The following is a 16,089-nucleotide window of genomic DNA, read 5'->3' as shown; positions in this document are numbered from 1 at the left end:
TGTCTCCTTCCTAAAAAACAAAAATCCCTGCGATGCCAGCACCTAATAGAACAAATAAAGGATGAGCCTTCCATCTCCATAAAAAATAGAGAGAGACCAAACATATAAGCAAAAGAGAAATCATTTCCATATTAACATTTAAAGAAATAACATGATTCGAATAAGCAAATTTCCAAGCAGCATAAACAATTAAACTAGTAACAATTGGTCTTAGTCCATAAAAACTCTGTTTTACTAATTTATATTCATTTACTTTTGTAAAACAAATAGCCATTAACAGGATGATGACCAGGGAAGGAATCGTCATTGCTAAAGAAGAAATAATTCCTCCAGGAACTCCTGCTAGCTGATAGCCAACTAATGTGGCACTATTTGTTGCAATTGGACCTGGAGACATGCCGGCAATCGCCATTATATCAGTAAATTCATTCGTACTTATCCAGCCTCTAGCAGATACCCCCTGCTCAATAACAGGGATCATTGCATAGCCGCCGCCGAAAGAAACAGTTCCGATTAATAAAAAAAATAAAAATAGTTGAACGAGCATGCTATCCTCCCCCTAACTTGCTTGATCTGCTTCGTGAACTTGACTCTCCTCTTTTTCCAGCTTCACAGCCATTCCTAGTTTCTCTTTAACTTTTGCAATCATGATTCCTAGTAAAGCACCTAGTAGGATAACCACGATAGGATGAAGATTAAATATAATCATACTTACTATCATCACAATTGATAATACGGCGGTTGATTTATCAATAATGGACGTCTTTCCTATCTTTATTGCCGCATAACCGATAAGCGCCACTACTGCTCCACTAATCCCCTTAAATGCTGCATTTACAAAGACATTGTCTTGAAAATATAAATATAGACTGCCTAGAATTAATACAATCAGAAATGTTGGAAGAAGGGCGCCTAGCATAGCAACCAATGCTCCTAGAATTCCGCCTAGGCGATATCCAATAAATATAGACGCATTTACTGCAATAGCTCCAGGTGCTGTTCCCGCAAGTGCTAACGTATCTGATATCTCTCCCATTTTCATCCATTTTTTTCGGACTACTATTTCTTTCTCTATAATGGGGATCATCGCATAGCCACCGCCAAAGGTAACAGGGCTCATCTTGCAGAACACCCAAAATATTTGAAACAACGATACTTTCAACTTCATATAATCTCCCTCCGTCTATTTCAGAATAGAACGAATGAGTTTTCTGTTCTTTCTTTCATTATAGCACACTTTTATCCATTTTGGATAAAAGTGTGCAAATTAAGCAATAAACATCTAGAAATTCATAAAACTTCTAGGCATGAACTATCTATAAATCTCGTCTTACTCTATGAGAACTCCTTAATTATATATGCATAACCAAAGAGTCCTCACTTAAATTTATAAATTATCTTCTTTCTAATCCCAAACGTATATATTGCTCTTCTGGCGCATCGCTCTTCTGCATTAGATCTACTAATTTATGACTCATTTCCTTTTCCAATTCTTTATCAACTATAGGCTTTTCTTGTTTCGGGTCATTTTGGATATCAAATAATAAGCTGCCAGTCTTATAAGAATTATAATAACTCTTCACTGGAATTTTTAAGTAAGGGGAATAGTTTGTAAATCTTGTTCCTGGTTTTAATTCCGCTTTATTTATTGCTTCTTGATCTAAGAATCCCCTTATCGCGGTGACTGCTAAAGTATGATTATATAGGGGACCATTTTCTTCCTGACTGGAAGCTCTCATATAAGTATATCTTCCATCATGGATATTTACATAAGAACCGTGAGTGCCAAACAAAATGGACTTATGATTTTCTTCTTTCTCTTTTTCAAGAATCGGCAGGAGCGAATTCCCTAGCAGGAGTTTATTATCATAGGGAACATGAAAATAATCCATCAAAGTCACAGGAATATCGATCGTTTGCGATAACGCCGAACATCTAGTTCCACCTATAGTAATTTTAGGTACATGAATAAAAAATGGAATATGAATAATTTCTTCATATAAGGGAGCAATATTCTTACCAACCCAATTATGTTCTCCTAATAAGAATCCATGATCTGTATTGACAATAAGCATCGTATCTTTCCACAGATCATGTTCATCCATATAATCTAGTACTTTACCGAGGTGATAGTCACACATACTAATTAAAGCAGCATACTCTTTTTGCATGTCTTCTATATCTTTTTCTTCATAATCCCCATCATTTAATTGCTGGTAAGCTGGCCAATAAGGGATATCTTTTTTATCTTCACAATCATAAATTTTTCTATATTTCTCTGGTACATAAAACGGTTCATGTGGATCGAAGCATTCAATCTGTAAGAACCAATTATCTTTTTCCTTATGTGTGTGTAAGAAGTCTAAACCAGCTGCAATTGTTTGAACACTTGACATCTCTTCTTCCTCTTGTTGTCTTGTTCTGTTTGCAAAATGCTGGATCACAGACAATCCTTGCTTATTTAATTTATGGTTGTTTTCGTTTGGGAGTGCTTCCCCTCTTGCAATCCATCTATCGCCTTCCTGCCCGCGAAATCCTTCCCAGGTAGAATAGCGATTATGATAAGTAGCACCTCCATCCTCAAAATAATGAGAGTGATCTGTTACTAAATGTGTATACACATCATTTTTCTGCAATTCTTCAAATACAGAACGATCAAACGACTCGAGGGGACCCCATTGACGATGCAGGAAGTTATAATTCCCTGTATGCAGTTCTCTTCTTGCTGGCATACAAGGCATACTGCCACCATAAAAATGATCAAATGTTACTGTTTTATCCTGTAATCGCTTAAAATTGGGAGCATGCACCCAATTGTTATTATAATTCGGAAGAAAATTTCGAGATAAAGTATCAAACATTATCATAACTGCTCGCATTTTATTATTTCTTCTCCTCTCTGTGTAATTACTATTTTATGAATAACATAAATTTATTATATAATTGCATTCCCTATTTTTGGTCGGTTTCAGGCAGGTTGGGAAATTATCCATCATTTTGGGACAATAAAGACTAATTTCTATTTGGTATATTTTCACTGTGACTTTAATCATATATAAATCCAATGCTTTATGCTGTAATAAATAGATAATACATGGATAAGGTGGGTAGTTTAATATGATTCATTCTCCAATAGCAGCACCCTTAACTACTGTACTTTTAAAAACGGTATCAGAGGCTTGCAACCTGGCTTGTGATTATTGCTATTACAGTAAGTGTGAAAATAAGAGTACAATTCAAACATTCGATTTAGACGTTTTAGAAAAATTTATAAAGGAGTATTCCTCCTATAGCAATGGATTTATGACTTTTGTGTGGCAAGGTGGTGAACCTTTATTAGCAGGGCTTCCCTTTTTTGAGAAAGTAATTGAGTTACAAAAGAAATATGGCAAAAATGGGTCAATTATTAGTAACTCCTTGCAGACAAATGCGACCCTTATTACAAAAGAATGGGCTGATTTCTTTAAGGAATATAATTTTCTAATTGGGGTAAGTATTGATGGTCCTAAAGAAATACACAATAAAAGACGGCCAAATAGAGGGGGACAAGGCAGTTTTGCGCAAGTAATGCGCGGGATTTCTCATTTAAAAGCAGCAGGTGTGGAGTTTAATATTCTAACGGTTGTCCATGAAGATAATGTCTTAAAAGGTCAAGAATTAATGGCTTTTTATAAGGAAGAGGATTTCCGTTATATTCAGTTCATTCCTTGTATGGATTTTCAATCTCAAGATATAGATGCACCAGGAAAATTTTTAATTACTCCAAAAGAATATGGAAAATTCTTATGTGATGTCTTCGATGTTTGGTTCAATGATGGTAGCCCTGAAACTTCTATTCGTTTTTTTGATGAATATTTAAGTGTATCCTTGCATCAGCAGGCTGCCTTATGCACACATCGAAAAACTTGTCCCAAAACACTAATACTAGAATCAAATGGCGATGCCTATCCATGTGATTTTTATATCACAGAAGATCTTCGGTTAGGAAACATCGGAGAAGATAGCCTAACTGATATCTTATCAAGCCCTATCTATAATACATTCCTAACTAAGAAAGAGGATTTAGCTGAAAGATGCCTTGATTGTGAGTTCTTATCATTCTGCCATGGAGGATGTCCCCGAAATCGTAATTGGACAGAAGATGCTAATTATGATTACTTTTGCGAAAGTTTTAAGATCATCTACCAATATTCATCTGACCGGATGAATAGATTAACTAGGACCATTAAAAGCCAATGGAAACAGCAATTGATAAGAGAAGGTCATCCTCTCCCAGACCGTAATAGTTTATGTTTTTGCGGAAGTGGTAAAAAATACAAAAAATGTTGTGCGCTGCTCACTGTTTAGTAATAAAAAAAAGGAAGGATATACCTTCCTTTTCCATGTTATATTAAGCTTCTAGCGCCATTAAGGTTCCGCCAAAATTAATCTTGTGTCCGGCTGCAACTATTATATCTCTGTACTGATCATAGTTAGTAACAACAACTGGCGTAATTAATGAATAACCTGATTCTTGGATTTTATCCATATCAAATTCTATTAATAACTGGCCCTTTTCTACTCGATCTCCATCTTTAACATAAGCTGTGAAGTAATTCCCTCCTAATTGTACCGTATCCATTCCTATATGAATTAAAATTTCCGCTCCTGCGTCTGTTGTAATCCCGATAGCATGTTTCGTAGGAAAGAGGGCCGTAACTGTTCCGCCCACCGGCGATATTAATTTTCCTTCTGCGGGATTAATGGCAACCCCTTTTCCAAGTGTCCCCGAAGAAAATGCTGCATCTTCTACATCTGCTAACATTCTTACTTCTCCCTTAAGAGGGCTATATATTTCTTCATTACTAGCAGTACCTTGCGGATTGTTTGGACTTTCTTTTTCCTTTGCAGCTTGTTCTTGTTTTGCTAATTCTTCTTTTTCTTTATTCTTATCGATGCCAAATAAGTATGTTAGAATAAACCCTACTATTAAATTGGATGTCATCGCGAGGACTGCTCCCCAGAATCCCATATCGAAGCCATCAGTGGGGTTAATTTTGGTCGGCAAACCAAAAATACCAAGTCCTCCCATTGTATATGCCTTTGTTCCCATAATTCCCATAATACATCCACCTATAGCAGAAGTAATAAGGGTAATAATAAATGGTCTTTTTAACGGCAGGGTAATTCCATAAATAGCAGGCTCGGAAACACCAAATATCGCGGAGATAAAAGCTGGAATACTTAATGTTTTATATTTTTTTTGCTTTGTACGGACTAAAACACCTAACACAACCCCAGCTGTTGCTAAAGATGTTGCTGAATTAAATGCTAAGATATAATCACTGCCATGTACTGCAATATTATTGTAAGCAATCGGAATTAATCCCCAATGCAAGCCAAACATAACAAATACTTGCCACAAACCACCAACTACAATACCTGTAATAATCGGGCTTAAATCATAGACCCACAGAGTCAATTCTCCTAATAGCTTACCTAACCAAGTTGCAATTGGGCCAATAAAAATAAATGTTAATGGTACACTAATTAACAACGTAAGGAAAGGTACTAAGAAAGTTTTAACAACTGCTGGAATTACTTGCGCGAACCACTTTTCTAGCTTTGATCCAACATAGGTTGCAATTATTATAGGAATTACAGAAGAAGAATAAGACATTAAAATGACCGGTATTCCAAGAAATGTTATATGAATTGGCGATTCAAAAAGTGTTCCTGCAAATAAGGTGTACAGCGGATCACCTGCAGTCAATCCGGATAATGTCGGATAAACTAATGCAGCTCCGATTGCCATTCCAATAAAAGGATTACCACCAAATTTCTTCATTGCTGTATATCCTAAGAAAATAGGGAAGAAGTAAAATAAGGAATCCCCAACGGCATTAAGAATATGGTATGTCCCTGATGTATTTGCATACCAGCCCAATGCTACAAATAAAGCATTTACCCCTTTTATCATACCAGTTGCTGCTAATACACCTAGCGTCGGAGCAAAAATACCAGAAATCAAATCTATAAATTTATTAAAAAGTCCTTGCTTCTCTCCTGAATCTTCTTCTACTAAAGATGAATTAGATTGAAAATTCCCAACTTCTACAACCGCTTTATATACCTCAGGTACATGATTTCCAATTACTACCTGATATTGCCCGCCGCTTTTCATAACAGTGATAACATCTTCCATGTTCTTTAGTATGTCTGTATTCGCTTTACTTTCATCTTTTAATTTAAACCGTAATCGCGTTACACAATGGACAACACTGTTGACATTCTCTCTTCCACCGACGTTTTTAATAATATCTTTCGCCAATTGTTCATATTTCATCTTTGAGCCCTCTTTCTAATTTTTCTAAAACTAGAGATATCCAACCCCACTAATAGGCATAAATATTAACCAGTAAAACTATTAGCGCTTTCCAATAATCTCATCAATGCTGGAACGCTTGGTTTTTTAACTGGAATTACAATTCTTCCCCATTTGTCTCAATTACTTTTTTATACCAATCAAATGACTTTTTCTTATATCGTTTGCCTGTCCCATTTCCTTCGTTATCTAGATCTACATAAATGAAACCATAGCGTTTTTTCATTTCACCAGATCCTGCACTAACAAGATCTATACATCCCCAAGAGGTGTAGCCTAACAAGTCTACTCCGTCATCAACCGCTTCCATCATTTGTTTAAGATGTTCTCTCATATAATCAATTCGGTAGTCATCTTCAATCGTTTCATTCTCCAGTTTATCTACCGCACCTAATCCATTTTCTACAATGAATAGTGGCTTCTGATAACGATCATACAAGTTATTCATCGTTACTCGTAACCCGATTGGATCAATTTGCCATCCCCACTCAGATACTTCAAGATACGGATTTCGTAGGGAACCAAACGCATTACCAGATTTATTACCTGCATTGATAGCAGGATCTGCACTCGTTAAGCGCGACGAATAATAAGAAAACGAAATAAAATCAACTGTATATTCTTTCAGTAATCGCTCATCATCTGCTTCCATCTGCAAATTCACACCTAATTCACGAAACATCCGTTTAGTATAAGACGGATAAGCACCGCGTGACTGAACATCAATAAAGAAATATTGTTTTTGATTTTCTTTCACTGATTTCAATAGATCATGAGGATGACAAGAGTATGGATAAATTTCACCAGCAGCTAACATGCATCCAATCTTAAAATTGCTGCCATTTATTTCTCTTGCTGCTTTCGTTGCCAAACTGGAGGCAACAAGCTGGTGATGTGCTGCTTGAAATTTTATTTGATCAGCATTTTCATCATCATCGATTATTAATCCTCCACCAAAAAACGGAATATGAAGAAGCATATTAATCTCATTAAATGTTAACCAATATCTCACTTTATCTTTATAACGCTCGAAAACTACCTTTGCATATCGTTCATAATATTCAATGAGTTTACGGTTTCTCCAGCCACCATACTTTTCAACCAAATATAGCGGTGTATCAAAATGGTTTATTGTAACAAGTGGTTCCATTCCATACTTATGGCATTCAGAAAAGAGATCATCGTAAAATTTAAGTCCTTCCTGATTGGGCTCCAGTTCATCCCCATTTGGAAAAATCCGCGGCCAGGAAATAGATGTGCGAAAGACTTTAAATCCCATTTCAGCAAATAACTTTATATCCTCTTTATACGTATGATAGAAATTAATTGCCCTATGACTTGGATAATAGTCATATTTTGTTTCTAAAGCTTTTTTAGGATTATATAATGCCTCCCAGCGTTCTTTTCCTGCAGGCAAAATATCTACTAACGCTCGTCCTTTTCCGCCTTCTTGATAAGCACCTTCAGCCTGGTTAGCGGCAATGGCTCCACCCCATAAAAAGTCCTTTGGTAAACTCATTCTGCGTCTCCCTTTCTTTGCTCTTCTAGAATCTTGCCTGTAACTATCCTTCTAGATTACTAATTCACTCGCTCTAATACCTTGTTTCTTGTTTATCCTTTATACAATGAAATAATAATGTTTAATTCTTTTCATTTACGAAAGCGCCTTCTAAACGAATTATAATTTATTCCTGCTATTTGTGGATCATTTCTAGCAATCTTGGGAAAGCGCTTCATAGTTTGGGAATATTCTAGATATCCAAACTATATCTTCGATGTGATTCTTCCTTTTATATACAAAAAAACCTAGCCTTTTTATAAGGACTAGGTTTGAATAAGGACGAAGCCATAAAAATAGCTTTATTATATTTATGACTGGAATCGTAATTTATTTGAAGTTTAATCTCTTGATCATAACTAAACAGTAATTATGTTTTTCTATTCAGATATTCGGCATAACTATAGACTAACATTTCAATAATGGCATGAATTGGACTATATAAAGAATAAATATTTCTCATACTTGTTGGTGAATCTATATAGGCATAAATATTAAATGTCGAATGATTGGCTAACCAATTATTGGAGTTGGCAGTAATCCCAACTATTTTGACATTCTTTAGAATAGGGGTAGTCAATGCTTCCTTTAGAATCGGATTATTGCCCGATCCGGAAAAGACTATAAGTAAGTCTTTATCACACATTCTTTCGATCATTAGTTGATAAAGGCTTGTATGCCCAAAAGGAAGCACCTGCATCTCTTTCCCCACACCTAAGAACATTCTTTGTAATTCAGAGGCTTGGTTCTGTTGTGCCCAGCCTGTGCCAATAATATAAATATGTTCACTGCTATCAATTGCTTGAAACATTTCGTCCATATTCATATTTTTTAAATGTTCAATTGTAGTAGTAACACTATTTACGATTTGTTCGCCTAGACTACTATTAACAACAGGATTATCTGAAAAAAAATTCCCCCATTTCATGAAATTTTTCAGCTCGGTAAATCCAGAAAAACCTAGTTTTTGAGCAAATCGCAGGACTGATGATTTAGATGACAAACTGTTATTTGCAAGCTGGTTAATGCTTAACGTATGGATGATTTCTTTATTTTGTAAGATATATTTTGCTATTTCCATTTCTCCGTCGCTAAAAGAATTATATCGTTCATTTACCAAACTTTCGAGTTTCATTAGATAACCCCTTTATCCACCTTTTTAAGTTCTAGTATTCCTAAAACTATATGTAATTATATTATCACAACTTTTTTTCAAAATGGATGAAAGTTATCTCTTTATCTTTGATTATTACCAAAATAGAAATAAGGATGAAGAATATTCTCCTCATCCCACCTCGTAATATGCAGAACAAATTAACTAATGGATGTAATTAGTTATGCATATTAAAATAAGTATTATAAAGCTCGATTGCACCGCCTAAAGCAACGGATTTTTCTCCTATAGTGCTTTTTTGAATAATAATAGTATCTTTTTGATATACATTATTTTTAATCGTTTTTACTACTTCTTGATAATAAGAAGGATATTGATATATTAATTTTCCATGCAAAAACACTTTTGTAGGATGCAATATATTAACCATATTACTTATCCCAATACCATAGTAATAGGCTGATTCTAAAACTAACTCTTTTACTAATGGATCATTCTTTTCTATTGCTTCTATAATATATTCAAAAGCATTGATTTCCTTTTTTGGAAAAGAAACTTCCTTTTTCTCCATTATTTTTTCCAATAGTGCTTCATAGGTTGTATAAGTGGCTAAGCATCCTTTTTTTCCACAAATACATTGTCTTCCATTAATATCAATAACGATATGCCCAGCTGCACTCGAATCACCTTCATGATTATTGCCGATTATTCCTCTTTCTAAAAATCCAGTTCGAACACCATATCCATTGATACAATACAAAATAGAATCATCTAACAAACTGTTTAAGTAGTATTCTGCATATGCTGCTGTATTTGCACCATTGTTTAAAGTGATTGGCACAGGAAATTCCTGTTTTAGAATATCTACAATTCGTACATTATTCCATGCACTAGCTGCAAAACTATCAGGATTAAGAATGATTCCTTTTTCCCTATCCAGCGGGCCAACAGAACCTATCCCTATTCCGAGTAAGTACTCTTCCTCAATCTTATGCATCTCTAATAACTTCCTTAAATCCGAAATCAATTTAGGAACTAATCTATCTGGTGTATCTGTAGTCTCAAGCTTTGTTTGTATCTTTCCTAATTCTTCAAAGGCAATATTAGTAAGAATACAAGTTACATGTGTCCTAGATATATCAATCCCAATCACATATGCAGCATCTGGCAGAACCGCATAATAGGTAGGTGGCCTTCCTCCTGTTGGTTCTCCTTTTCCATCATTGTATATATATCCTTTATCATGTAATTCATAGATAATTCTTGTTAAAGTTGTTTGAGGTAAATGAAATACTTGTAACATCTCGTTCTTAGAGGCTCTTTTATGTAAATGAATGTATTTATAAATTTGTTTTTTGATATTATTTTTCTCGGAAGTATCTAATAAAAATTCCTTTAACATATCATCACTCTGTTCCATGTTTTTTTGTTAATATATCATACCTATTGAATAATATGGAAGAATTAAATCATTCCTTTATCAAAATCCCTTAAACTCCAGCTGCTTCTCCAATTATTTTTATATTACTCTTTAAAAAAGACTAACATGGATTCTTTATTTAAGACCTAATTCATTTCTCTCGCATAATGAATAGCCACTCTTTTATAATAAAACAAAAGGAGGAGTAGCAAATGGATTATGTTAAATTAGGATCTACTGGTTTAGAAGTCTCTCGTCTTTGTCTTGGTTGTATGAGTTATGGGGAACCCGATCGTGGCGGACATGCATGGACATTAACAGAAAATGATAGTCGTCCCTTTATCAAAAAAGCATTGGAGCTTGGCATTAACTTTTTTGATACTGCTAACGTCTACTCTGATGGATCAAGTGAAGAGATAGTAGGACGGGCATTGCGTGATTTTGCCAATCGTGATGAAGTTGTGCTTGCTACAAAGGTACATGGAAGAATGCGTCCAGGTGCTAATGGAGCTGGTCTTTCCCGCAAAGCAATTATGAGTGAAATTGATAATAGTTTAAAAAGGCTTGGCACCGACTATGTTGACCTCTACCAAATACATAGATGGGATTATGAAACACCTATTGAAGAAACAATGGAAGCATTACATGATGTTGTCAAAGCTGGCAAAGCCCGCTACATTGGTGCATCCTCCATGTTTGCATGGCAATTTTTAAAAGCAAATCATGTAGCAGAGAAAAATGGCTGGACTCGTTTTGTTTCCATGCAAAATTACTTAAATCTGCTCTACCGAGAAGAAGAACGAGAAATGCTGCCCCTCTGTAAAGAAGAAGGTATTGGAGTTATCCCTTGGAGCCCGATGGCACGCGGCCGCTTAACTAGAGATTGGGAAGACACAAGTACGCGTAAAGAAATGGATGCCTTTGCAAGAACATTATACTCCCAAACAGAAGTAGCAGACCGTCAAGTAGTCGAGCGAGTGAAAGCAATAGCAGAAAAACGCAGTGTGCCTCGTGCCCAAGTTGCCCTTGCATGGGTTTTACAAAAAGAGCCTGTTACTGCTCCAATTATTGGTGCAACGAAACTGCATCATCTAGAAGATGCGGTTGCTGCACTTTCTTTACAATTGTCACACGAAGAAATCGCTAGCTTAGAAGAACCATATGTCCCACATCCAGTTCTAGGGTTCAAATAATTTTTTTTAACCGGGCGTAACCATTAATGTTCGTCCGGTTATTTTAAAAAAGGGAAAAAAATTAGTTTTCTCCCATTAAAGCGAAAGATAAGCTAATTTTCCCCTCTTGATAAAGTTCCCAATCTTTTTTATCTATACTGTAGATAAGCAAGGTTATTGTCGTAAATATTGCTTTAAACTGAGCGAGTTTCAACGTAGTATCATCTACTTCGCCATAGTTAGTAAAAAATTGTTTTCTCCCTTCAGAAGGGCACAGACTGTAGGCAATCGATAAATCCACGGCAGGATGACCAATATGCGTATCTCCCCAATCAATAATTCCCGTTAGTTCCTTTTTTTCATTAATAAGCATATTGCGAATATGGAGATCACCATGTGTAAGGACATGAACAGTTGGGACTGCTATATGGGTTAATTTTTTTGCATAGTCTTCTACTAAATGGAATAAAGCTATATCTTCATGCATACGCAGCTTCTTAATCGAATCGATTAAGCGGGATTTTCTTTTATCAATATGAAGTCGATCAAATTCATCGTATGGAACAAGCTTGAATTGCTCGGTGGAGAAAGAATGCAATTTTTTCAAGAAGCGTGCTAATGGCTTTGCCATCTGAATTCTTTCCTTATTCGTTAAACCTTCTGGAGTATTTCCTGGTAAATGCTCATATCCTATAAAAATTCGCGGAAAGATCCTGCTCGCTGACCCTATATAAACCGGCTTAGGTATGGGGATAGGCAGCTGATCTGCAATAATCCGCAATAGCTCCCATTCACTTGTTAAAAGTTTCACCGCTATTTCTCTTCTTGGGAAGCGAAACGTATAACAATCGTTAACGAGAAGGATTGTATTATCAAACCCTTCCCCTATTTCTCTAATAGAATACACACTGATTGGAAACTGTTCCTCCACCAATTGAGAAGCTTGCTCCTTTGTTATGGTGTATTCGGGCTCCCATATATTTGGCATTAGACTCCCTCCTTTCTAATCATTTTAATGATAAACAAAAATAAAGCCAACCAAAGAATAAAATCTATTCTTTGATCGGCTTCGTCATAGAAGGATTAGAGGACTAAATGGTCCGCAACCACCATTGCAATAATTGGTAAAAAGTAAAGGGTAAACGAGTAATAGGTTAGTGGTCATTGGTTTAGCCAGCACCATGTAAACGTACCTTTGTACACAAAAAGAGAAATCCTTCTATCCTTGAATAGGAGTCTCACCTATTCAAGGCAAAAATGGATAAGTAAGTGGCGTTCCTTCCGCACTTTTTCAAGGCAGGAGCAGCAATTTTGATGCCTGCCCGTTAAGCATGCTAAAAAAAATTAAAAATATTTTTCCCCATCAAATTCTAGCTCAATTTGATAGTTTTTGCTGTTAATTAAATTGGATAAACGGTTTGCTTTTCGTTCACATTCTAAGCTTTTTATACGATATTCCTCTGGTTCAAAGGTCGCTACCTTCATTAGTTGAACTGTTTCACTATAAGAATAGACGTATTCTTCCTTTTCCGCTGCCGCAAACTCTTTATATTTTCGTGCCTTTGCGCGGAGCTGTGTCGCCAGTTCAATTGCTTCCACAATGGTGATATTCGTATTTTCAAAGCTAATTTCGTTTTCGATATTGGCACAATACATTAATTTATCAAGCAATCGATAATCAGCTCGTACTTCTTCTAGCTCTTTCTCTACATCAAGGATTGTTCGTTTTTGCTTCGGAATAGGCTTGCCTGCTTCAACTTGTACAAATGCAACTCTATCCATTTCCTCCTCTAGTTCATGAATTCGCTTAGAAAGGACACTTTTTAATTTAACTGCTTCTGCTTGTGAAATTTTATTCATCTTTACCTCCAATAGGAAATGTTAGTATAACTGGGGAATTATCTTGAGGCTATTAATTGGAAATTACTAGAATCCTATTTTACTATTAAATAAGTATTTTTTTCAACTATTAACCTATAAGTACAAAAAAAGGATTCCTTAAAAAAGGTCATCCACTGTTTTTTTTCTTATTCTTTTATGATTACTTCCGGTTCCTCTTTTTTCGTCTTTATGATAAACATTGAAATGGCTTGAACAATCGCAATACAGCCCAGCATGATTCGAGTATAGAAATGATCTACAAGGATAGCACTGACAGCTAAGCAGATATAGCACGTGATAATGATTTTGATTTTCTGCTTTTTCGTCAATTCGCCTTTACGAAATCCTTTCACATAGTCACGATAAAACGTTGTAGAACGAAACCATTTATTAATACGCTCAGAACCCCGTGTATAGAAAAAGGATGTTAATAATAAAAAAGGTGTAGTTGGCAGCAAAGGCAAAAAGGCTCCAATTATTCCTAAAACCAAAAAAACTGTCCCTAGAAATATATAGATCCATCGATAAATAGGCTTCATCTTTTGCTCCCTTCCTACCCTTTTTAAGCAACATTCCATTTCATAAACGGCCAAATTCCTAACGTCTTTTTCTTTTCGCTCCTCTAACAACATCTCTTAAACCAAAAAGAAGCATAATTACACCAGAGGATAAAAACTCCACACGGAAGATATCCGTATCAAGCACTCCTGCTGCATAAAGAACAATTCCAATGACATTAATTAACAGAATGATATTTACGATTTTTGTCATTTGCTTTCCTTTCTTAGGATTAACTTCTATCCTAATCACGTACAGTATGTAATTACTATTATTGAATGAAACAATCTACGTTACACTATTCTACTTCGCCATTTTACAATAAAAAGAAGGAAATAACTATGTTTTCTTTTAAAATGGGATAGAAAGATTTAGTCTGTCTCCAATATTTTCCCCTTGTTTGTAAATACATAAACTTTAGAGAAAGCAAATTAGCTCATTTTGTCAAAAAGTTCATTTTCCTTAACATTTCGATAACGAATCTTGTTATTAATGACTTAAGAATTATGCTTAGAAAAGAATAGTACCATTTCCACCACTTATTCCATTCAATTAATTTTGTCTTATTTTCAGCCCATAATTCAATAATAAAAAAGGGAAGAGTAAAAAAAATCAATTTATAGAAAATAGCAAAGGGCTTATCTCTCTTCGTTAATTGATTATAGAAAACAGTAAATGTCGGATAAATTAAGAAATCAAATAATATATGTATATTAAATATCTTCGGCAGAAAGCGAACTGGATATCTAATTACTTTATGAGATGTTAAAAGCATATCAAGCAAACCATTGGTAATAGCATTATACACAAACACAATAATCCAATCTCTAATTGGGGGGTTTCTATATAAAATCGGCAGCAGGATCAATAAATTCCCGATAAGTAATCCATTTAAAAATCGTTTCTCCATTTTATTTTTCTCCATTAAATACCACCTCAGCATTAATATGCGCTTCCTTGAGCGGTTTATTCGATACTTTTGAATTATGTATTAGTTACAAAGGTAAATGGAATACTAAACCGTAAAGGTGGTGGATGTAATGGATTTCCCAACTATACAAACAAACTTCTGGGATGCTGTCATCGCAGTCCCTGTAGTGATGATTATGACACAATTACTGAAAATGATGATAAAGATACCGAAAAAATATGTTCCGACCATCGCCCTAGCTTTGGGATTATTGATTTCTGTCTTTATTAGTCATAGACATAGTCTTGTTGCTGGTTTGTTTATGGGCTGGTTTTACGGCTATTCAGCCATTGGTTCCTATGCTTCTATGAAAACAACGATTTTAACTTTTCTTGAAAAGAGGAAGAAAAAGGCAGGCAAATGATAAGATATTCAATCGCAACCATATTTAATCGTATACAGTTTATTTGAGGATGCATGGAAAGTTTCTCTGCCATTCAAATAAGTAACTTCTTAGCTATATTTTCACAAATGTAGTGACACTTCTTTTAGAAGCAATGGTTCGGCTTGAAAGATCTTCCCGCCATCTTTTAGGATCCAATTGATATGCACCATATTGATCCTTATACGTTTTCTTCCAAAGATTAATGGTTCTTGCTTCTTCTGGAAAATTTTCAGAGAGCGTTATACCATTTCGTCCTTCTTCATAAATATAGTGTTCCACAACATCCCCTAATTGCATAAAGTCATCAAGAAAGATTATTAACTCTCTATCATCTTCATCCACTTCATAAACATATGGTAATGTAAAAGGTAATACCTCTTTATATGCTTCACCACTTAGAAAAGAGTAGTTATTGTCTCCTTCATGAAATTCAGGAATAGCTCGCATGGTAGCAATAAAATAATGACTCGTCATTTTTCCACTTCTTTCTCTAGAATTAATTTAATATCGGAGTAAAACCTACTCTTTTTTAATATTTGCTAGTATTGTATAATATCAATTACCAAACGGTAAACAATCTACTTAAGAATTGGGGATGAAAATGAATAGATTTTCTCTTGCTACTATATTAACAATTTTTATTCTGATTTTATTTATGATGGATATG

At 35.1% G+C, this 16,089-nt stretch carries 16 protein-coding genes; 3 read left to right on the top strand and 13 right to left on the bottom strand.

Annotated elements, in window-relative coordinates; genetic code table 11:
• Window positions 1–10 precede the first annotated feature (10 nt).
• The 3 genes from NST77_RS01515 to NST77_RS01505 form a co-directional block, all read right to left on the bottom strand.
• Window positions 11–547 carry a chromate transporter gene (locus NST77_RS01515; protein WP_095330222.1) on the bottom strand — a complete coding sequence of 179 codons (537 nt, stop codon included), beginning with the start codon at window positions 545–547 and terminating at the stop codon, window positions 11–13.
• 12 nt (window positions 548–559) lie between these two features.
• Window positions 560–1,168: a chromate transporter gene (locus NST77_RS01510; RefSeq protein ID WP_095330223.1), complete on the bottom strand. Its 609-nt coding sequence runs from the start codon at window positions 1,166–1,168 to the stop codon at window positions 560–562.
• A gap of 226 nt (window positions 1,169–1,394) precedes the next feature.
• A complete protein-coding gene (locus NST77_RS01505) occupies window positions 1,395–2,861 on the bottom strand; it encodes a sulfatase (RefSeq protein WP_286167796.1) in 1,467 nt (488 codons plus the stop codon).
• Window positions 2,862–3,117: 256 nt separating this feature from the next.
• Here NST77_RS01505 and NST77_RS01500 point away from each other — a divergent pair, with 256 nt between their 5' ends.
• Window positions 3,118–4,347, top strand: coding sequence for an anaerobic sulfatase maturase (locus tag NST77_RS01500; protein ID WP_095330225.1), 1,230 nt, complete (start codon window positions 3,118–3,120; stop codon window positions 4,345–4,347).
• A gap of 43 nt (window positions 4,348–4,390) precedes the next feature.
• Here the strand turns inward: NST77_RS01500 and NST77_RS01495 are convergent, their stop codons facing one another.
• From NST77_RS01495 to NST77_RS01480, 4 genes are all read right to left on the bottom strand, one after another.
• Window positions 4,391–6,325, bottom strand: coding sequence for a beta-glucoside-specific PTS transporter subunit IIABC (locus NST77_RS01495; protein ID WP_095330226.1), 1,935 nt, complete (start codon window positions 6,323–6,325; stop codon window positions 4,391–4,393).
• 136 nt (window positions 6,326–6,461) lie between these two features.
• Window positions 6,462–7,883, bottom strand: a complete 1,422-nt coding sequence (locus NST77_RS01490; protein WP_095330227.1) for a 6-phospho-beta-glucosidase — start codon at window positions 7,881–7,883, stop codon at window positions 6,462–6,464.
• Between the two features lie 409 nt (window positions 7,884–8,292).
• Window positions 8,293–9,057 carry an SIS domain-containing protein gene (locus tag NST77_RS01485; RefSeq protein ID WP_163188055.1) on the bottom strand — a complete coding sequence of 255 codons (765 nt, stop codon included), beginning with the start codon at window positions 9,055–9,057 and terminating at the stop codon, window positions 8,293–8,295.
• Between the two features lie 196 nt (window positions 9,058–9,253).
• On the bottom strand, window positions 9,254–10,456 hold the full coding sequence (locus tag NST77_RS01480) for an ROK family protein (RefSeq protein WP_123259025.1): 1,203 nt from the start codon (window positions 10,454–10,456) through the stop codon (window positions 9,254–9,256).
• A 212-nt stretch (window positions 10,457–10,668) separates the two neighbouring features.
• Between NST77_RS01480 and NST77_RS01475 the strand changes: the two genes are divergently transcribed.
• Window positions 10,669–11,649, top strand: a complete 981-nt coding sequence (locus NST77_RS01475; protein ID WP_163188051.1) for an aldo/keto reductase — start codon at window positions 10,669–10,671, stop codon at window positions 11,647–11,649.
• Window positions 11,650–11,710: 61 nt separating this feature from the next.
• Here the strand turns inward: NST77_RS01475 and NST77_RS01470 are convergent, their stop codons facing one another.
• The 5 genes from NST77_RS01470 to NST77_RS01450 form a co-directional block, all read right to left on the bottom strand.
• The gene (locus NST77_RS01470) at window positions 11,711–12,616 is read right to left on the bottom strand and encodes a phosphotransferase (protein WP_163188049.1); all 906 of its coding nucleotides are present in this window, start codon (window positions 12,614–12,616) and stop codon (window positions 11,711–11,713) included.
• Between the two features lie 356 nt (window positions 12,617–12,972).
• The gene (locus tag NST77_RS01465) at window positions 12,973–13,488 is read right to left on the bottom strand and encodes a hypothetical protein (protein ID WP_123259882.1); all 516 of its coding nucleotides are present in this window, start codon (window positions 13,486–13,488) and stop codon (window positions 12,973–12,975) included.
• A gap of 167 nt (window positions 13,489–13,655) precedes the next feature.
• Window positions 13,656–14,048: a DUF454 family protein gene (locus NST77_RS01460; protein ID WP_163188047.1), complete on the bottom strand. Its 393-nt coding sequence runs from the start codon at window positions 14,046–14,048 to the stop codon at window positions 13,656–13,658.
• Window positions 14,049–14,106: 58 nt separating this feature from the next.
• On the bottom strand, window positions 14,107–14,280 hold the full coding sequence (locus tag NST77_RS01455; protein WP_163188045.1) for a hypothetical protein: 174 nt from the start codon (window positions 14,278–14,280) through the stop codon (window positions 14,107–14,109).
• 223 nt (window positions 14,281–14,503) lie between these two features.
• Window positions 14,504–14,992, bottom strand: coding sequence for a CBO0543 family protein (locus tag NST77_RS01450; protein WP_163188043.1), 489 nt, complete (start codon window positions 14,990–14,992; stop codon window positions 14,504–14,506).
• 115 nt (window positions 14,993–15,107) lie between these two features.
• On the opposite strand from NST77_RS01450, the gene NST77_RS01445 reads away from it, so the two are divergent.
• Complete coding sequence (locus NST77_RS01445; protein WP_095258692.1) at window positions 15,108–15,401, top strand: hypothetical protein; 294 nt, start codon at window positions 15,108–15,110, stop codon at window positions 15,399–15,401.
• 93 nt (window positions 15,402–15,494) lie between these two features.
• Here the strand turns inward: NST77_RS01445 and NST77_RS01440 are convergent, their stop codons facing one another.
• Window positions 15,495–15,896: a hypothetical protein gene (locus tag NST77_RS01440; RefSeq protein WP_095330235.1), complete on the bottom strand. Its 402-nt coding sequence runs from the start codon at window positions 15,894–15,896 to the stop codon at window positions 15,495–15,497.
• Between the last annotated feature and the right edge of the window lie 193 nt (window positions 15,897–16,089).

The sequence above is a fragment of the Niallia sp. FSL W8-0177 genome (assembly GCF_038006285.1).
Classification (GTDB): domain Bacteria; phylum Bacillota; class Bacilli; order Bacillales; family Cytobacillaceae; genus Niallia; species Niallia circulans_A.
Note: the sequence above shows the minus strand (reverse complement) of the source record. Positions and strands in the feature narration are given on the sequence as shown.